This is a genomic window from Streptomyces sp. NPDC030165 (genome assembly GCF_055573595.1).
On sequence record NZ_JBVIBD010000005.1, the window covers coordinates 65171 to 83604 of the forward strand.

At 74.3% G+C, this 18434-nt stretch carries 14 protein-coding genes; 10 read left to right on the plus strand and 4 right to left on the minus strand.

What is annotated here, in order from left to right:
• The first annotated feature begins 96 nt into the window (after positions 1 to 96).
• On the plus strand, positions 97 to 306 hold the full coding sequence (locus ACZ4Z1_RS11565) for a helix-turn-helix domain-containing protein (RefSeq protein ID WP_385226248.1): 210 nt from the start codon (positions 97 to 99) through the stop codon (positions 304 to 306).
• Positions 306 to 869 carry a Clp protease N-terminal domain-containing protein gene (locus ACZ4Z1_RS11570; RefSeq protein ID WP_468486377.1) on the plus strand — a complete coding sequence of 188 codons (564 nt, stop codon included), beginning with the start codon at positions 306 to 308 and terminating at the stop codon, positions 867 to 869. Before ACZ4Z1_RS11565 ends, ACZ4Z1_RS11570 begins: the two co-directional genes overlap by 1 nt.
• A gap of 7 nt (positions 870 to 876) precedes the next feature.
• On the opposite strand, the gene ACZ4Z1_RS11575 is transcribed toward ACZ4Z1_RS11570, so the two are convergent.
• From ACZ4Z1_RS11575 to ACZ4Z1_RS11590, 4 genes are all read right to left on the minus strand, one after another.
• Positions 877 to 1761, minus strand: a complete 885-nt coding sequence (locus ACZ4Z1_RS11575; RefSeq protein WP_468486378.1) for an SCO6745 family protein — start codon at positions 1759 to 1761, stop codon at positions 877 to 879.
• Positions 1762 to 1965: 204 nt separating this feature from the next.
• A complete protein-coding gene (locus ACZ4Z1_RS11580) occupies positions 1966 to 3030 on the minus strand; it encodes a PadR family transcriptional regulator (protein ID WP_468486379.1) in 1065 nt (354 codons plus the stop codon).
• 5 nt (positions 3031 to 3035) lie between these two features.
• Positions 3036 to 3896, minus strand: coding sequence for a DUF4097 family beta strand repeat-containing protein (locus ACZ4Z1_RS11585; RefSeq protein WP_468486380.1), 861 nt, complete (start codon positions 3894 to 3896; stop codon positions 3036 to 3038).
• Positions 3897 to 4308: 412 nt separating this feature from the next.
• Complete coding sequence (locus ACZ4Z1_RS11590) at positions 4309 to 4488, minus strand: DUF6104 family protein (protein WP_468486381.1); 180 nt, start codon at positions 4486 to 4488, stop codon at positions 4309 to 4311.
• A gap of 151 nt (positions 4489 to 4639) precedes the next feature.
• On the opposite strand from ACZ4Z1_RS11590, the gene ACZ4Z1_RS11595 reads away from it, so the two are divergent.
• The 8 genes from ACZ4Z1_RS11595 to ACZ4Z1_RS11630 all read left to right on the plus strand — a co-directional run bounded on the left by ACZ4Z1_RS11595 (position 4640) and on the right by ACZ4Z1_RS11630 (position 18378).
• A complete protein-coding gene (locus ACZ4Z1_RS11595) occupies positions 4640 to 5092 on the plus strand; it encodes a CU044_2847 family protein (RefSeq protein ID WP_468486382.1) in 453 nt (150 codons plus the stop codon).
• Positions 5092 to 7293, plus strand: coding sequence for a VMAP-C domain-containing protein (locus ACZ4Z1_RS11600; RefSeq protein WP_468486383.1), 2202 nt, complete (start codon positions 5092 to 5094; stop codon positions 7291 to 7293). The genes ACZ4Z1_RS11595 and ACZ4Z1_RS11600 overlap by 1 nt, the downstream gene beginning before the upstream one ends.
• A 188-nt stretch (positions 7294 to 7481) precedes the next feature.
• Positions 7482 to 8540: an AAA family ATPase gene (locus tag ACZ4Z1_RS11605; protein WP_468486384.1), complete on the plus strand. Its 1059-nt coding sequence runs from the start codon at positions 7482 to 7484 to the stop codon at positions 8538 to 8540.
• Positions 8541 to 8546: 6 nt separating this feature from the next.
• On the plus strand, positions 8547 to 11855 hold the full coding sequence (locus ACZ4Z1_RS11610) for an SAV_2336 N-terminal domain-related protein (RefSeq protein ID WP_468486385.1): 3309 nt from the start codon (positions 8547 to 8549) through the stop codon (positions 11853 to 11855).
• 81 nt (positions 11856 to 11936) lie between these two features.
• Entirely contained in the window at positions 11937 to 12164 is a 228-nt protein-coding gene (locus ACZ4Z1_RS11615; protein ID WP_468486386.1) for a YxD-tail cyclophane-containing RiPP peptide, read from the plus strand.
• Between the two features lie 167 nt (positions 12165 to 12331).
• Complete coding sequence (locus tag ACZ4Z1_RS11620) at positions 12332 to 13549, plus strand: FxsB family cyclophane-forming radical SAM/SPASM peptide maturase (protein WP_468486387.1); 1218 nt, start codon at positions 12332 to 12334, stop codon at positions 13547 to 13549.
• A gap of 93 nt (positions 13550 to 13642) precedes the next feature.
• A complete protein-coding gene (fxsT, locus tag ACZ4Z1_RS11625) occupies positions 13643 to 16648 on the plus strand; it encodes an FxSxx-COOH system tetratricopeptide repeat protein (protein WP_468486388.1) in 3006 nt (1001 codons plus the stop codon).
• 386 nt (positions 16649 to 17034) lie between these two features.
• Entirely contained in the window at positions 17035 to 18378 is a 1344-nt protein-coding gene (locus tag ACZ4Z1_RS11630) for a cytochrome P450 (RefSeq protein WP_468486389.1), read from the plus strand.
• The last annotated feature ends 56 nt before the right edge of the window (positions 18379 to 18434 follow it).

Sequence of the window (18434 nt, forward strand, 5' to 3'; positions counted from 1 at the left end):
CCCTCCGGCATGAAGCGCACTTGAGGTCAAGCGGGCCGCACCCCCGGCTGTCAACTGCTATTGACAGCCGCCCACGCGTCAACCTAAATTGACATCATGAGCGAAGCAACGAAGCTCGCCGAACGGGCGGGCGACCAGGACCCCCGGATCGGCCTGCGGGCCGTCGCCGCCCTCCGCCGGCTGCTGGAACAGCTGGAAGCCGTACAGGTGCGCAGCGCCCGCGCGAAGGGCTGGTCATGGCAGGACATCGCCGCCGAGCTGGGCGTCAGCAGGCAGGCGGTCCACAAGAAGCACGGGAGGCGTTGATGTTCGAAAGGTTCACGGCGAGCGCCCGCGACGTGGTGCGGGGTGCCCCCGCCCACGCGGTACGGCCGGGCCCCGGCACGGTCGGCGAGGGCGAACTGCTGCTCGCCCTGCTGGACGGCCGGGAGTCCCCGGGCGCCGACGCGCTCGCCGCCCTCGGGGTACGCGAGCGCCGGGCGTCCGTGGAGCGGTCGCTGGGCGAGGCCCGCCGCCGGGGCGGCCTGACGGCCGCCGACACCGAGGCGCTGGCCGGGCTCGGCATCGACGTGGCGGAGATCGTCACGCGGGTGGAACAGGCACACGGCGCCGGCGCGCTCGATACCGCCGCCACACCGCCCGCGCGCCGCGGACGCTCCCTGCGCAGCCCGTTCACCCCGGAGGCCAAGTCCGTACTGGAACGCTCGCTGCGCGTCGCACTCGGCCGCGGGGACAAGCACATCGGCGACGAACACCTGCTGCTCGCCCTGGTGGCCGGACCGGGCCTCGCCGCGTCCGTACTGGCCGAACACGGGGTCACGCACGCCGACGTCGTACGGGTGCTGGAGGAGCGGGCCGCGGCGGGATAGGGGAAGGTCACGGATACGCGACCTTCACCGCCCCGATCCCCAGCGTCCCGTGCCGCGGCAGCAGCCCGGCCTCCGAGACCGCCCCCAGCAGCGGGTTGAGCAGCTGGGCCAGCCGCTCCGCGCGGGACCGGCCCAGCGCCCGCCAGGGGGCGGCGGCCAGCCGGTCCGTCATGCGCTCCACCTCGTCGCGCCCCTCGCGGGCCCGGTCGGTGGGCCGCCCGGCCGGGTCGATCCAGCCGCGCGCGGCGAGCCGGTCGTGCGCGGCGCTCCACTCCTGCGAAGTCCAGCCGCGCCCCTTGAAGTTGGCCTTCGGCGCGGCACCGATCGCCGCGAACGACACCAGCGCCTCGCACGGTTCCAGGTCGCAGGTCAGCAGTGCCGCCAGATGGCCGTCGCCGCGGTGCTCGCGCAGCACCGTGATGGCGTGCCAGAGTGCCAGGTGCGGGGCGTCCGGCCAGGGCAGGTCGCGGTTGGCGGCGGCCAGCGGACGGGCGGCCGTGGAGGCATTCTCGGCGGCCTGCCGCGCCAATTGGGCCGCCTCGGCGATCTGCGCGGCGGACACCCGGCCGGCTCTCAGCAGGCCGGTCATGATGCGGTCCACCGCCTGCAGCCGGGCGTCCAGCACCTTGCCGGGCGCCGCCGTCGACCAGATCGCCGGCACGTACCGGGCGATCATCCGCGGACTGAAGCTGTAGAACGTCGCGGCCACCAGCTCGGGCCCGGCGGCACCGAGCGGCGCCGAACGCCAGGCGAAGTAGCTGGGCCAGCGGGAATCGGTGTCGTAACCGAGGGCCGCCGCCTCCTCGAACGCCTCCGGTGCGAAGTAGAGCATGGCGTGGACGGGCTCCAGCTGGCGCCACATCCGGCGGGCCACGGCAGGGTATTCCGACATCGCTTACCTCTTGGCCTTCAAGATCCGTTCAGACAAGGAGAGTTGACTGTAAAGGCGGACACGGCCACAGGTCTGCGATTTCTTACGGCAGGACCCGTCGTCGGGCAAAAAGCCGTGCGAGGGTCTGAGTTCCCCGATTACGCGCGGTGAATCCAGGCCCCTGCTGACAACTCTGCGTGACGGACGGGTGATCTGCCGACGAGGTCAGTGCGGCGGTTCCTGCCCGGCCGCATATGCCTCCGGGTCACGCAACAGGGCTCCGACGTGCGCAGCAGTCGAAGACAGACGGCGACGTACGTCTGTCAACTGCTCGGCGGTGACCCCGTGGTCGCGGGCCGCGTCCCGCAGCTCGTCCCGGAAGCGGTCCAGCAGCCGGTCGAAGTCCCGGGCCGGGTCCCCGGAACCGGGCTCGGACGCCCACGCGGGCTCGGTCACCACACGGTCGCCGGCCTCCGGCCGCACCGCCTCCGGGCCGTCCGCCCCACCCGCGGCATCGTCTTTCCCGCCCGGCTCCGCCCCTGCGCCGAACCGGCCCATCTCCCGCGAGACCTCCGACAGCGCCTCGCGCAGCGCCCCCGCCCAGTCCCCGGTACGTACGCGCTCCTGGGCCTGTTCCTGTACGCGCTTGATGGCCTGCTGAAACTCGTCCCGCACGAACGACTGGGCGTCCCGGGCCTGCTTACGGGCCCGCTGGGCGTCCTGCTTCGCCCGCCGGCTCTCCTCCTTGGCCCGCCGGGCCTGCTCCTTCCACTCCTCCTTGGCGCGGCGGAACTCCTCCTTCGCCTGCCGCCAGGCCTCCTTGTCGCCTTTGTCGTCGAAGCGGCCCTCGAAGTGTCCGGCGGCGTCCGGGAAGCCGTGCTCCGCACCGCCCCGCCGGTCCTTGCGTGCCTGCTGGGCCGCCTCGCGCATCTCCCGGCGCAGGTTGCGCGCCGAACCGCTCACGTCCTCCCGGATGTCGGAGGCCAGCGCCGCCACCGACTCCCGGATCTCCATTTCCAGGTCGGCCAGCTCACCACCCCGGTCCGCCAGCTCGGCGCGGCCCGCCGAGGTGATCGCATACACCTTGCGGCCGCCCTCGGTGGTGTGGGTGACCAGACCCTCGGCCTCCAGCTTGGCCAGCCGCGGATAGACCGTCCCGGCGGACGGCGCGTACAGCCCCTGGAAGCGCTCCTCCAGGAGCCGGATGATCTCGTAACCGTGCCGCGGGGCCTCGTCCAGCAACTTCAGGAGGTAGAGGCGGAGGCGGCCGTGGGCGAAGACGGGGGGCATGGCTTTCAGAGCACCTTCTTGTCGGCGGGGGAGTCGAAATGGTCCTCGGACGGCGGGCGGCGCAGCAGGGCCAGGCCCCCGGAGACCGTGGTGACCTTCAAGGTGCCGCTGCCCGAGCCGAGCCGGCCCGTGATCCGCTTGGCCCCCCACCGGCCGCCCACCCGTAGATCCTCGAAGGCGTTGGCGACCGTACCGCTGGTGGTGTTCGCCTCGACCTCCGTGTCACCCGGCGCGGGCAGCCGGATCGCGACCTCACCGGAGACCGTGGTCAGCCGCACATCCGTCCCCTTGGCCGCCGGATCCAGATCCAGCACCATGTCACCGCTGACCGACTCGGCCTTCACGGAACCGCCCGCCGCCTCCAGGAGCGTCAGGTCCCCGGAGACGGAGTGGAAGCTCAGATCCCCCGCGACGGCCTGCCCCTCGACCCGGCCGGACACGGTCTCGGCCCGCACCGGCCCGGTCAGCCCCACGAGGGTGCTGTCGCCGGTCACCCCGCGCAGCTCCGTACGCCCGGAGATTCCCGAGATCACCGCACTCGCACCGACCGTGCCGACCTCGACACGGGCGGCGGCGGGCACGGCGACCGAGACGACCGCCGTACGGTGCCAGGTCCGGTGCCCGATCATCTTCAGCAGGCCCTTCCAGGGCAGGTCCTCATACGTGACGACGAGCGTCCCCGCCTCCCGCCGCACGGTCAGCGGCGGCCCGGACACCTCGCCGACCTCCACCCGCGCCGCCCCGCCGTCCGCCGTGCCGACGACATTGACGGCACCGCCGACCACCCGTACCTCCAGCGCGGTGACGGCCCCCTCGACCTCCAGCGTGCACGGCTCGGAGACCGACCACTCGGTCCGGTCTGACATGTCTGGCCTCCCCTGGACGACGGCGACGCAACATATCGCGTATCGGTGAACACGATATATCGCGCCCCGGCTCCTTTCCAAGGCCCGCACGCGGCACAAGTGGGGCGACGGTTGCCGCGACTGATCCGGAACCGGCCACGACGAAGGGGAAGCCGCGAACGGCGCGGACTCGGGGCCGTACAGGGGCTCCCCGCAGGCAGCCGGGGTGCAGGGTCGATCAATGCATCACCGGGGACTCAGCGGTGCCGTGGGGGGCAGGGGCACTCCGGCCGAAGGCTGGGGGAGGGCGGCCCCTATGCGGCTCCTATGCGGCCCCCAGCCCCCACCCACCGGGCAGAGGCGTGGGACGCGCACCCCCTGCCCAGCGCACCGTGGCACCGACGAACCGCGCGCGCAGCGCGCAGCCGCGGCGTCAGTCCTCGTCCTCGTCATCCAGCCGCGCCAGCCACGTGGCCAGCCGCTCGACCGGAACCTCGAAGTCGGGGTTCAGGTCGACAAAGGTGCGGAGCTGATCGGCCACCCAGCCGAGGGTGACCTCCTCCTCGCCGCGCCGGCTCTCCAGCTCCTCGATACCGCGATCCGTGAAATACACGTGCTCTCCACCAGGTTTTCGGGACGTTCCCGGCCAGGATAGGCAGGCGCCGCGACCCCTCGCGTCACTCGCACCCTGGGGATAACCTGATCACCTGTCAACGGCCCTGGGGCAGTAAGACTCTGCCGCTCAGGGGGAGCAGGAGGCCGTGATGCGCGATCGCGCACATCTCATCGAGCTGCCCGACGGGACGGCGGTCTGGGCCCGGGTCTCCCGGCTGGACGTCGCCGGGGAGCCGGACGGGGAATACGACGACGTGGGGGCGTGGGACGCGCTCGGCGCGCGCGTCGAGGGCCTGCGGGAGCTGGTCGGCGGGGTCGCGGCCAGCCTGCGTGAGGCGACGGAACGGGTGGCGCCGGACGAGACCAGCGTGAGCTTCGGCGTGGAGGTGGCGGCCAAGCCCGGCCGGGCGGTGGCGCTGCTCGCGGACGGCGAGGCCAAGGCGAACCTGTCGGTGACGCTCACCTGGAGAAGAGACACCCCGCCACCGGACAGCGACGCCCCCGCGCCCGACGCCCCCCTCCCCGACGCCCCCGCGCCCGACACCCCCGTGCCCGACGCCGCCCGGCGTGACCGCCGAGGGCCGCACGACGCGGGTGCGTGATGACGCCCCCGGAAGGCGGCCACGGCCCCGGACGGAACGAGCGCGCGGACCGGGAGAGGTACGCGCGCCTCCTCGGCCACGCGGGCCGGGCCACCGTGGCCATCCGCCCGGCGCCCGGTGTGCGTCCGGCGCCGCTGTGGGGCAGCGGCGTGTTCGTCGCCCCCGGGTGGGTGCTGACCTGCGCCCACGTGCTCACCAGCAGTGACGGCCGGCGCCGCGCCACGGGCCCGCAAGGGGAGGTCGGCGTGGCATTCGACGGCCGGGTGGTCGCGGCGCGCCTGGAGTACGACCTGAGCCGCCCGGCCCCCGTACGGACGGCCGCCTCGCCGTGCGTGACGGCCGACGAGCCAGGACCGGACGCCCCCGAGACGCCCGAAAGCACCCCGGCCCCCGCCCCTCACACCCCCCGCGTCGACCTGGCCCTCCTGCGGCTCCTCGACCCCGAGGCCACGCACCCGTGCGCCTGGCTCAGCGACCAGCCGGCCGCGCTCCTGGAGGACGCGTTCATCTTCCGGGGCCACGACCAGGGCGGCGGACGCGGCGAAGCGACCACAACAGAAAGCGGGCCCGGAAACACACCCCCCACCCCGGCCCCCCTGCCCCCCTTCATCGCCGTCCGCTTCGGCGCCCGGGACGCCCGCGGCCTCCAGTTCGGCACCGACGTCCGCGTCACCCCGGGCGCGTCCGGCGGCCCCCTGCTGGACTGCGACCGCGGCGAGGTCGTCGGCATCGTCAAGGGCAGCCACCGCGAGGACCGCCTCGGCCTCGCGGTGCCCCTCACCGAGCTGCGCACGCTCGCCCCGCACCACCTCGTACCGGGCGCCACCGGGCTCGGCGACGACCCGTACCACACGCTGATGAGCCTGCACGACCGCTGGCACTGGGCCGGGCAGGACCTCGGCGGGCCGGGCGAGCCCACCTGGTTCGACGCCCAGCACGCGATCATGTCGGGGCGCGGCCGGCTGTGGGGCGTGCAGGAGCGGCTGCAGGCGCTCGACCTGCTGGCGTCGCTGCCCGCGCCGCGCGACCCGCTGGTGGTGGCCGCCGCGGTCGCCGAGGCGCTGGGCCGCGCGGACCCGGAGGGCCGTACCGGCCGGGCCGGGCCGTGGACGCTGCGTACCTGGCGGGACGGGCACGGCGCGCTCTACCAGGGCAGCGACCCGTACACGGAGCTGTGCGCGTTCGTGCACTACCTGCGCATCGTCGCGCAGCGCACGGCCGACGAGGCGCGTGAGGTCCCCGGCGAGGAGGGCGCCGCGCTGCGCCTGGCGGCCGAGCGGCTGGAACTGTTCGTGACGGCGAAGGCGGTCGTGCTGCTGCCCAGGGACCGCGAGCGGATCGGCCCGGTGCGGCGCCGCCCCGACTCGCTGCTGGTGGAGTTCGAGCCGCTGTTCTACGACGACGCCGGCGGGCGGCAGCTGTTCAACTGGTCGGTCAGCGAGGGGTACGGGCAGGGCCAGTGGCAGCGTGTGGAGGTGCAGGAGTCGCGGACCGGGATGACGTTCGAGCAGGCCTGTGAGCAGGTTCTGCAGCGGCTCGGTCCGCGTCTGCTGCGGGCCGACGACGCGGCGGGCGGCGCCCGGGTGCGCCTGGAGGTCGCGGTGCCGGAGGAGCACTGGCACACGCCGGCGGACCGCTGGCGCGTACCGGCCTCGACGCGCCGGGCCGCGCGGCTGCGCCCGCTGGGCCCGGCGCGCGCGGTGGTGCTGCGCGACCAGGGGCGCCGCCAGGAGGTGGACTCGGCCTGGCTGCGCCGCTGGCAGGGCCTGGCCGCGGCGGGGCGGCTGACCGCGCTGCGGGTGCCGGCCGGCCCCCGCACCTCGGTGGCGGGCCTGTCGCGGCTGCTGGAGGAGGCGGACGAGGGCGCGGTGCCGGCGCTGTGCCGTTCGGTGGCGGACGGTGCGGGCCTGGAGGCGGTCGGCTGGGCGCTGGACACCGGCCATCCGGTCGCCCTGTGGCCGGCCGGCGGCCACGACGAGCGGGACTGCGACCGGACGTGCGACGAGTTCCACCGGGAGGTGCGGCAGCTGCTCGACGCGCCCAAATCGGTCACCGAACTCCCCGAACTGGTGCGGGAGCTGCGCGCCAAGGCCGCGGAGGGCGGCGTCTCCTGGGCCCGCGACCTCGTGCTCCTCTACGACGATCCGTGCAACCCGATCCCCCAACTCTTCTCCAGCACCACACAGTTGTCACCCTCATGACGGCCCCCGAGACCGGAAAACGCCCCGTATCCTTCCGTCCGGCTGGCTACTGTCCTAGCGTCGTGAGAGATTGCTAGGGGGACGGGTTCGGGGAGGGTGGGTGAGCGGATGCCGACGCTTGCCGGGGTTGCTCTTCCGTGGCCCCTTCGCCCCTGCCCGATGGCCGGCCGGCGACGAGGAGTTCCGACGTGAGCGACTGGCTCATCTACCGTGGCGCGGGGGCTCCGCACGACGGCATCGAGCAGTTACCACCGCCCCCTCCCTGGCGGGATTTCGACGGCGGCCCGCTGGTCGCGCCGCCCGCCGCCCTCGACCACGCCTCCGAGCGCAGGCTCGGTGTGCAGCGCCGCGAGGCGAGCTACCACCGGCCGGGCGAGACCGAGCGCGAGCTGGTCAACGCCGCTCTCTACCTGCGCCGCCCGCTGCTGGTCACCGGCGCGCCGGGCAGCGGCAAATCCACCCTCGCGCATTCGGTGGCCTACGAGCTGGGCCTGGGTCGGGTGCTGAACTGGTCCATCGTCAGCCGCAGTTCGCTGCGTGACGGGCTGTACGAGTACGACGCCATCGGCCGCCTCCAGGACCTCCAGATCGCCCGCGCGGCCCAGCCGCGGCCCGGCCCGGGGCCGGCGGAGGGACGGCAGGAGCCGCAGGACGAGCCGGGCGGCGGCATCGGCCGTTACATCCGCCTCGGCCCGCTCGGCACGGCCCTGCTGCCGGCCGCGAAGCCGCGTGTCCTGCTCGTCGACGAGCTGGACAAGAGTGACATCGACCTGCCGAACGACCTGCTCAACGTACTGGAGGAAGGGGAGTTCCGGATTCCGGAGCTGGAGCGGCTGGCCGGATCCGCCCCCGAGGTGCCGGTGCTCAGCGACGACGGCGGCCACGTCACCGTCCGGGACGGCCGGGTGCGCTGTCGTGCCTTCCCGTTCATCGTGCTGACCAGCAACGGCGAGCGGGACTTCCCCGCCCCGCTGCTGCGCCGCTGTATCCACCTGAACATCCCCACGCCGGACAAGGAACGGCTCGCGGACATGGTCAGGGCGCACTTCGGCGAGAGCGCGGCCGCCGACTACGAGTCGCTGATCGACCGCTTCCTGGACCGCGAGCCCGGCGACGTGCGCGCCGTCGACCAGTTGCTCAACGCCATCCACCTGACGCAGAAGGCCGGCTGGGCGGACGAGGACGAGGAGGAGACGCGGCGGCGCCTGACGGCCGAACTGCTGCGGCCTCTGGATCGGACCAGGTGACCCGCGGTGCCGGCCGGCGGACCGGGCTTCGGCCCCCTCGGTGAGATCGTCGCGCGGCTGCGCGCGGCCGGGCTGCCCGCCGACGCCCGCTCCATGGCGGACGCGCTGTGGCTGGCCCGGTGGATCACCCCCGCGCGCGCCGAGGACGACGGGGAGCCGGCCGACGGCACCGTTCCGGCCGCCGGACAGAGGCCAAAACCGGCCACATTCTCCGTGGACCCCCGCAGCCGCGAACCGTCCCGCGACACGCCGTCCCGTACGGAGCCCGCCGCGCGCGACCGCCCCCACCGCCCCGAGATCGACCTGCTGCCCGCGCAGGACGGCCGCACCCTCGGCCCCGGCCAGGGGCGGCTGGGCGAGATCGGCATCCCCGTCGCCTCCGCCTTCCCCGGACTGCTGCCGCTGCAGCGCGCCCTGCGGCCGGTCCAGCGCTACCACCCGCCGGTCGCCCCGGCCCGCCAGGAACTCGACGAGGACGCCACCGCCGACCTCTCCGCACACGCCGAAATGATCATCCCGGTGCTGCGTGGCATCCGCCGCCGCGCGGCCAGCCTGCGCCTGCTGATGGACGGTTCCTCCTCCATGGCCGTGTGGGAGCAGATGCTCCACGACCTGCGGCAGGTCTGCGAACGGGTCGGCGCCTTCCGTGACGTCACGGTGCACTACCTCCACCCGCACGGCGACGAGGTCGGCGTCGCCGCCGGCCCCGGCCGGAACGCCCCGCTGCGCCCCGCCGACCAGCTGCACGACCCCACGGGCCACCACCTCACCCTCGTCATCAGCGACTGCGCCGGCCCGCTGTGGCGCGACGGGCGCCTCCAGCGGCTGCTGTACCGCTGGGCGGCCGACGCCCCGCTCGCCGTGGTGCAGCCGCTGCCGCAGCGGATGTGGGCGCGCACCCTGCTCCCGGCCGTCGCGGGCACCCTCGTACGACGCCAGGGCCCGTACAGCACCCTGGACTTCCGGCCCGCCCGGCGCCGCCGCCGCGCCCCGTCCGAAGCCGGGCGTCCGCAAGGCGCCGTGCGTGAGCGCGCCGTGCCGGTGCTGTCGGCCGCGCCCGCCGCCCTCGGCTCCTGGGCCCGGCTGGCCGCGGCCGAGTCCGGCCTGTCGCTGCGCGGCGCCGCCGCCGTCGTACGCGCCGACCACGGCCTCGGCACGGACCTCACACGCCGCCCCGACCGCCCCGAACCGGACCGGCTGGTACGCGAGTTCGAGCAGACCGCCTCACCGGACGCCCGGCACCTGGCCGTCCACCTGTCGGCCGTACCGCTCGCGCTGCCCGTCATCCAGCTCGTCCAGCGCGCCATGCTGCCCCAGACCGGCCCCGCCGAACTGGCGGAGGTGCTGCTCAGCGGCCTGGTCGAGCAGCTTCCCGACCCGGCGGGCCCGCCGGGCGGCGAGCGCGCGCCCGGCGGCCCCTGGTACGAGTTCGTGCCCGGCGTACGGGACGAACTGCTCAGCCGCCTGAGCGCCGGCGAGGCCGCCCTCGTCCTCAAGCACTGCTCCCTGTACATCGAGCGCACGTTCGGCCGCAGCGCCCGCAACTTCCCGGCCGTGGCGGTCGCCATGCTCTCCGGCAGCGGCCGGGAACCGACCACCGGCCAGCGCGCCGTGCCCGAGCCGTTCGCGCGGATCTCCGAGCGGGTGCTGCGCCGCTTCGAACCGGCCCTCAGGACACCCGTCCAGCTGACGTACGCCCCCGACGGGCCGGCCGCCGAAGGGGCGGCCCTGCTGGAGCGCTACGAACAGGACGGCGCGGTACGCGACTTGATCGAAGCGGTGCGCCTGCTGCGCGCCGCGTCCCGGCAGCTCCCCGCCGCGGGCACCGACCTCGCCCGCGCGCTGCTGCACGGCTGGGCGGAGTGGCGGCAGCCGGACGCCCTGGAGGAGGCGGAACGGGCGGTACGGGCGGCGGCGGAAGCCGCCGGCGGGGACCCGGCGCAGGCACCGGACGGGGACGGCGAGGCACGCGTCAGAGCCCTGATCGTGCTCGCCCGGGTGCGCTACGCCGGGGCGCAGGAACGCGGCGCCGCGGGGTACCCGGACGGTGAACGGGGCGCGCTGGAGGACGCCGCGCGCCACCTGGACACCGCGTGCGGGCTGATGAGCCTGCTGGACCCCCGCGTATTGGAGAGCATGGTGCTGCGTACCGAAGTGCTGCGGCGGCTGGCCGCGCTGCCCCCCGCCACCGGCGCCGGCACCGGCCGCCCCGGCGACCCGCTCGACGAGGCCGAGCACGCCCTGACCATCCTCCTCGAACAGTGGCCCAGCGGCGAGCAGGTCCCCGGCGAGATCTACGCCGCACGCGGCGGCGTCCTGCTGGACCAGGCGCGCCGCGCCGCCGGCGCGCAGACGGGCGCCGAGACACACACCGGAGCGCTGGCCCTGCGCGCCACCGCCGACCTGGACACCGCCACGGTCCTGCTGCGACGCAGGGGCGGCTCCACCGACCGCAAGGTCTGCGAAACGCTCCTCGAACTGGCCCAGGCCCGGTCGCTGCTCGGTGCCGGCTCCGGGCCGGACGCCGTGCTGCCCGTCCTCGAACGGGCCCGGGCGCTCGCCCGCGAACTGCGCGACCCGGCCCTGGAGGCGGAGAGCCTGAGCCGTACGGCTACCGCGCACCGCGCCGTGCACACCCGCACCGGCGACACAGCCGCCCTGGACAAGGCGATCGATGCGCTGGCCGCCGCCCTGCGCCTGACCACCCCCGACTCGCCCGAACACAGCTCCCTGCTCGCCGAACGCGGCGCGGCCCTGCTGCTGCGAGCCCGCCTGGAACCCCCCGGCGAACAGGGCGAACGGCTCGCGAACGAGGCGGTGCACGTACTGCGCGAGGCGCTCGGCCGGGTCGCCCCCAACGACCCCGGACTGGGCGCCCACCGCCTGCTGTTCGGGCGCGCCCTGCGGCTGCGCCACGACCGCCGGCCCTCGCTGGCCGACCTGCACGAGGCCGACTGGGTCCTGGAACTGGCCGCGCGCAGCTCGCTCGACCCGGCCGTCGCCGCGGAGGCCTGGCTGGAGGTCGGCGACGTCCAGCTCGCCCTCGACCGGCGCTTCGGCTCCCGGGAGCGGCACGACCGTGCCGCCGCCTGCTACCGCCGCGCCGCGGCCGACGCCGAGCGCGCGGGCAGCTCCCTGCTGGCGGCGCGTGCCCACCACCGGCGGGCCGAGGTCCTGGAGGACACGGCGGGGCCGCAGGCGGCGCTGGTGGCCTACCGGGAGAGCTGGGAGCAGTGGCAGGGAGCTTCCGAGGAGAACGGCCCCGAGGCCCGGCGTACGAGGGAGCGGATGCGCGCCCTGGACCCTTCCGAATGACCGGCTGACCCGGCCGGTCCGGGGGTTTCCGTGCTCGGGCGCGCGGGAAACACCCGTCCACCCGGCCCAGAGGAGAACAGCGTGGCGACAGTCCCCGTCACCGGTACGGCCCCGGCCGCACCGGCCGAGCCGTCCGGCCCGTCGGCCGAGCCGCTGCCGGACTTCGGCGGTGTCGATGTGGCCGCAGTGGCCGCACGGACGGGCCACCCGGTGCTGGGGGCGACGGCGGCCCTCCTGCTGCGCAACTGGGTCCCCGCCGAGCGGGCGGTGGCGTACTACGACGACGGGCCGGGGCCGGAAGTACACTGAAGGCCGGTACCGGTCCGGACCCGAGCGGCGTTTTTTGGGCAATCGGGCGGTGTATCCGGCCAGTTGTCCTTGCCCTGTGCATGGCTTATGGATGGCCGAGCCATGTATGGCGACAGCGGGCCGTCTTCGGGGTGCCCGGACGTCGGACGCGGGCAGGGGGCGGCGTCGTGGTGTGCCAGAACCTTGACCGGGCGGTGATCCCCTTCCGGCAGTTCGTCCTGAAAACCCACAGCCGCTGCAACCTCGCCTGCACCTACTGCTACATCTACGCGGGCCCCGACCACAGCTGGCGCGACCGCCCGCCGCACGCCCCGCCCGGCACCGTACGCCAGACCGCGCGGCGCATCGCCGAACACGTACGCGCCCACGGCCTCGACGCGATACGCATCGACCTGCACGGCGGCGAACCGCTGCTCACCGGCCCCGGGCCGCTCCTGGACCAGGCGGCCGCGCTGCGCGCCGCGCTCCCCGCCGACTGCCGCGCGCACCTGGGCGTCCAGACCAACGGCACCCTCCTCACCCTGGCGACGCTCGACACACTGGCCGGCGCGGGCTTCCGCGTCGGCCTCAGCCTGGACGGCGGCACCCCCGGCCTCAACCACCGCCGCCTGGACCATGCCGGCCGCCCCTCCTGGCCGGCCGCCTCCCGCGCCGCCCGGCTGCTGGCCCGCCGCCCCGACGTCTTCGCCGGCATCCTGTGCACCATCGACCTCACCTCCGACCCCACCCGGGTCTACCGCTCGCTGCGCGCCCTCGGCCCTCCGATGCTCGACTTCCTCCTCCCGCACGCCAACTGGACGAGCCGCCCGCCGCTGCCGCCCGGCCCGGCGGGCGGCACCCCGTACGGCGACTGGCTGTGCACCGTCTTCGACCTGTGGTGGGCCGAGCGCGAGCCGGCCCCCCGCGTCCGCCTCTTCACCGAGATCATCGGTCTGCTGCTGGGCCGCCCCAGCACCAGCGAAGCGGTCGGCCTGTCACCCGTCGTCGCGCTCGTCGTCGACACCGACGGCGCCATCGAGCAGGTCGACTCCCTCAAATCGGCGTACGAGGGAGCCGCAGCCACCGGCCTGGACATCTTCCGCAACAGCTTCGACGAGGCGCTCCACCACCCCGGGATGACCGCCCGCCGACTCGGCGCGGACGGCCTGTGCGACCGGTGCCGCGCCTGCGCGCTGATGACGGTCTGCGGCGGCGGCAACTACGCCCACCGCTACCGGGCCGGCAGCGGCTTCCGTAACCCGTCCGTGTACTGCGCCGACCTGGAACGGGTGATCCGGCACATCGCCGCCCGGCTCGACGCCGAGGTCGGGGCGGGCCGGCCACCGCGCCCGCCCCGCGGCGAGACCACCGTATCCGTCAACTTGCGTACGCAGAACAAGACCTGACGTGGCGTCGCCGTGCGGGACGATACTTGGGCTATCGTGCCGAACAGCCAGCTCGCGCACGCGCGAACCACCGCATACCGAGGAGACGGTCGCATGGTCGATCAGTCCGGTACCACCGGCTCCGCAGGACACATCACCATCAGCTATGCGGGGTTCAACCGACCGTGGGCGGCCTGGATCGCACACCAGCTGGAACAGCTCGGCCACGGCACCACCATGCTGCGCTGGGACCCCCCGGCCGACAGCCCCCTCACCGAGGAACTGGCCGGCCTGCTCGCGGCCGAGGGCCGCCTGCTGATGGTGCTCGACGACTGGTACTTCAAACTCGGCCCCAAGACGCACGACGAGTGGACGACCGCCCTCCAGGAAGTCGTACCGGACCACGCCGACCGGTTCGCCGCCGTCAGCGTCGCCACCCAGCGGCTGCCCGCCACCGCCTCCGTGCTGCGCCCCGCCGACCTGCGCGACCTGGACGCCGTCGAGGCCAACCGCCGCGTCCTGAACCGCCTCGGCGTACCGGCCGCCGGCCGGCGCCCCGCCGACCCCTCCGCCAACGCGCCGCGCTTCCCCAACGACCCGCCGGAGATCTGGAACATCCCCCGCCGCAACAACCGCTTCACCGGCCGCGACACCGCGCTGGAGGAGCTGCACGGCAAGCTGGCGGGCCCGGTGCCGGGCCTCGGTCAGCCGCTGGAGACCCGGATCGCCCTGTACGGCATCTCCGGCGTCGGCAAGAGCCAGATCGCCGCCGAGTACGCCCACCGCTTCGGCAACGACTACGACGTCGTCTGGTGGATCAGCGCCACCAACCGCGGCGCCGCCCGCGAACAGCTCGCCGAACTGGCCACCCGCCTCGGCCTGCCGGTCGGCCAGGAGCTGGGCGACCGGATCCGCGCCGTCCACGAGGCACTGCGCGTCGGCCGCCCGTACCGCCGCTGGCTGCTGATCTTCGACAGCGCCGACGACATGGAGCAGATCGAGGACCTGGTGCCGGACGGCCGCGGGCACGTCCTGATCACCACCCTCACCCGCGACTGGTCCGGCTCCGGCAGCGCCCAGGAGATCGAGGTGCTGCCCTTCACCCGTATCGAATCCGTCGCCTACGCGCGGCGGCGCGCCCCGCGGCTGACCAACATGGAAGCCGACCTGCTCGCCGACGCCGTGCAGGACCTGCCGCTGCTGCTCGCCCAGACCGCCGCCTGGCTGGACGCCAACCCGATGGCGCCCAAGGAGTACATCGAGCTGATCCGCCGCGGCGAGCCCAGCCTGGTCGGCATCCGCATCTCCACCGACTACCCGATGGCCTTCCAGACCAGCTGGGCCATAACGCTGAACACGCTGCGCGAACGCAGCCCCGCCGCCGTCGAACTGCTCAAACTCTTCGCGTTCTTCGCACCCGACGCGATCCCCGTGCCGATGCTCGCCCGCGCCCGGCGCGGCGACCTGCCCGAATACCTGGCCGACCTCGCCGCCGAGCCCATCGCCTGGAACACCGCCCTGCGCCGGCTGACCGAGTCCACCGCCGTACGCCTGGACTACCAGGTCGCCCAGACCACCACGGACCCCGCCGTGGAGACCGCCCAGATGCACCGGCTCTACCACCGGTTCCTGCGCAGCGACATGGCGGAGGACGAGCGGGACGCGATGTCCGCCACGGCCTGCCGGGTGCTGGCCACCGCCGACCCGCAGAGCCCCTCCGACACCCGCACCTGGGAGCAGTACGCCGCCCTCATCCCGCACCTGGAGCCGGCCGGCGTCCTGGACAGCCCGGAGACCGCCGTCCAGGAACTGCTGCTGAACTGCGTCGAGTACCTGCGCGTCCGCGGCGAGTACCGCATCGGCCTGCGGCTGTGCGAACAGTTCCTGTCCCGCTGGCGTACGCGCATCGCCCCCACCCAGCGCACCATGCTCGTCATCACCCACCAGCACGCCAACATGCTGCGCAGGCTGGGGCGCTACCGCGAGGCCGAGGCGGTCGGCAGCGCCATCGTCGAGGAACTGTCCGCCGAACGGGACCCGGGCGACGGCGCGCTGCTGCGCGCCCAGGACGGCCTCGCCGGCACCCTGATGGCGCTGGGCTCCTACAGCCAGGCACTGAAGATCTTCGAGTCGGTCGTCCGCGGCCGTACGGAACTCCTCGGCCCCGAAGCGCCGCTCACCCTCTCCTCGCGCAGCAACCTCGCCTCCGCGCTCAGCGCCCTCGGCCGCTACCGGGAAGCACTCGACCTCTTCGGCGAGGTGCTGCTCGTCTGGGAGCGCGAACTGCGCGCCCGCCACCACCTCACCCTCGGCGCGGCCTACTCCTACGCCCGGGTGCTGCGCCTGCTCGGCCGCTACACCGACGCCCTGTCCCGCCAGGAACTGAACGTACGGCTCTACCACCAGGTCATGGGCAAGCACACGCCCCTGACCCTGCGGGCCGAACACAACCTCGCGCTGTGCCTGCGCCGCTCCGGCGCCGTCACCCAGGCCGACGCGCTGATGGGCGACGTCGTGGAGCGCTCCCGCCGGGTGCACGGCCCCCGGCACCCGGAGACGCTCATGATGCAGGCCAACTACGCCACGTTCCTGCGCGAGCACGGCGACCTCGCCAAGGCCAGGGCCCTGGGCGAGGAAGCCGCCGAGCGGTACCGCACCCTGGTCGGCGAGGCCCACCCGTACGCGGTCGGCGCCCTCGGCAACACCGGCCTGGTGTGCTGGGAATTCGGCGAACGGGACAACGCGCTGGCCATCGCCGAACAGGCGCTCAGCGGCATGACCCGGGCGGTGGGCCCCGACCACCCCTGGACCCTGGGCTGCGCCCTGAACGCCGCAGGCGCCCGCAACCGCGTCGACGACGAGGAGAGCGCCGCCCGACTGAGCCGGGAGACCCTGGAGCGCGCCAAGCAGGTACTGGGCGAGACCCACCCCCTGACCCTCTCCGCCAAGACGGCGCTCGCCGACGACCTGCGGGCACTGCGACGCGGCCAGGAAGCCTCCAAGCTGGAGCAGCAGGCCGTACAACAGCTCACCGAAACCCTCGGCGCCGAACACCCCCACACCCTCTCCGCCCGCCGCCGGCGCCGCCCCTACTGGGACTTCGAGCCGCAGCCGGTCTGAGGCCGCCTGCTCCTGCCGGGGAGCGTCCGCGCCGGGGTCCGCCACAGGGCGGGCCCCGGCGGCGCCCGTTCCCGGAGGCCGCGCGGCACCCGTGCCGACGGCCCGTCAACTCCGTCGACCCGGCCGTCACTTAGCGCACCCGCCGGGCCCCGGCCTCCTCCCGGGCGGCAGCACGCCGGAGATATGCTGCCTCTGGCCCGGGATCTTGGACCGCGGCAGCACCGCGGCACGCGACCCGGATATTGACGCGTGAGCACGCCACCGGGCCCCCGTCCGTGGCTGCTCCATCGAACAACGGCTTCGGAGGCCCTGTGACCACCCCCCGCCCGGACGCCCCCCGTGATCGCTCCGCACCGGTGCCGCCTCCCGGCTGCCCGGCGCACGGCATGAGTCCCGAGGTACGCCGGCTGTACGGGGCTGACGCGGAGGCGCACCCGCAGGAGCTGTACGAGGAACTGCGCCGCGAGCACGGCCCGGTCGCGCCGGTGCTGCTGCACGGCGACGTCCCCGCCTGGCTGGTGCTGGGGTACCAGGAGAACCTTGAGGTGATGCGGACCCCTTCACGCTTCTCCCGTGACTCGCGGCGCTGGACGGCATGGCGGGAAGGGCGGATCCCGGACGACTCGCCGCTGGTTCCCATGGTGGGCTGGCAGCCCCTGTGCGTGTTCGCCGACGGAGCGGAGCTCCTCCGGCTGCGCAGCGCGGTCACGGACAGCCTCGATCAACTCAACCGGCACGGCGTACGCCGGTACATCGCCCGGTACACCCGGCAACTGGTCTCGGCCTTCGCCGGGAAGGGCGAAGCCGACCTGGTCCGTGACTACGCCGAGCCGCTGCCGATGCTGGTGGTCTCCCAGATCCTGGGGCTGAGCTCCGAGGAGGGGGCGGCCCTCGTGGCCCCCGCCCTCGACCTGGTGAAGGGCACCGCCACGGCCGCCGCCAGCAACGAGGTGGTCACACGGACGCTGCGCGAACTGGTCGACGCGAAGAAGCAGCGGCCGGGACGCGACCTGACCTCGGAGCTGACAGCCCATTCGTCCGCGCTCACCGACGACGAGATCATCGAGCACCTGAGGCTCATCCTCGTCGCCGCCCACCAGGGCACGGTCAACCTGCTCGCCCACACCCTGCGTCTGGTGCTGACCGATCCCCGCTTCCGGGGAAGCCTCTCCGGCGCCCAGATGACCTTGCCCGACGCGCTGGACCAGGTGCTGTGGGACTCCCCGCCCATCGCGGCAGTGCCCGGCCGGTGGGCCACCGGCGACACCCGCATCGGCGGCCAGGAGATCAAGGAGGGAGACATGCTGCTGCTCTGCCCGGCAGCCGGCAACGCGGACCCCGAGGTCCGCGCCGCGGCGGGGCCGATGCACGGCAACCGCTCGCACCTCGCCTTCAGCTTCGGCCCGCACCAGTGCCCCGGGGCGGACATCGGCCGCGCCATGGCGGAAACCGGCATCGACACCCTGCTGAGTCTGCTTCCCGACGTCAGGCTCGCGGTCCCGGCGGAGGAACTGACCATCGAGGCCGCCTGGCTGACCCAGCGTCCGGCCGCCCTGCCCGTGGCGTTCGAGCCGCGGCAGCTCGACACCGCGCGAGGCGGCACGGCAGGCACGCTGCCGGCCGAGACGGTGGCCGAGACGGTGGCCGGCACCCCGGCCGTCGTGACGGCTTCCCGGCCGGCGCGCTTCCGCCGCGGACAGCAGGCGCCGCCGGTCACGCCGCGGCGGTGAACACGGGGAAACCGCGGTAGCGGGAGGGGCAGGCGGGCATTCCTGGGGCGGAAACG

Coding starts and splice junctions, on each gene's coding strand:
- ACZ4Z1_RS11570 (WP_468486377.1), top strand. CDS start 306: ATGTTCGAAAGGTTCACGGCGAGCGCCCGCGACGTGGTGCGGGGTGCC.
- ACZ4Z1_RS11580 (WP_468486379.1), bottom strand. CDS start 3,030: ATGCCCCCCGTCTTCGCCCACGGCCGCCTCCGCCTCTACCTCCTGAAG.
- ACZ4Z1_RS11575 (WP_468486378.1), bottom strand. CDS start 1,761: ATGTCGGAATACCCTGCCGTGGCCCGCCGGATGTGGCGCCAGCTGGAG.
- ACZ4Z1_RS11585 (WP_468486380.1), bottom strand. CDS start 3,896: ATGTCAGACCGGACCGAGTGGTCGGTCTCCGAGCCGTGCACGCTGGAG.
- ACZ4Z1_RS11565 (WP_385226248.1), top strand. CDS start 97: ATGAGCGAAGCAACGAAGCTCGCCGAACGGGCGGGCGACCAGGACCCC.
- ACZ4Z1_RS11630 (WP_468486389.1), top strand. CDS start 17,035: ATGAGTCCCGAGGTACGCCGGCTGTACGGGGCTGACGCGGAGGCGCAC.
- ACZ4Z1_RS11595 (WP_468486382.1), top strand. CDS start 4,640: ATGCGCGATCGCGCACATCTCATCGAGCTGCCCGACGGGACGGCGGTC.
- ACZ4Z1_RS11600 (WP_468486383.1), top strand. CDS start 5,092: ATGACGCCCCCGGAAGGCGGCCACGGCCCCGGACGGAACGAGCGCGCG.
- fxsT (WP_468486388.1), top strand. CDS start 13,643: ATGGTCGATCAGTCCGGTACCACCGGCTCCGCAGGACACATCACCATC.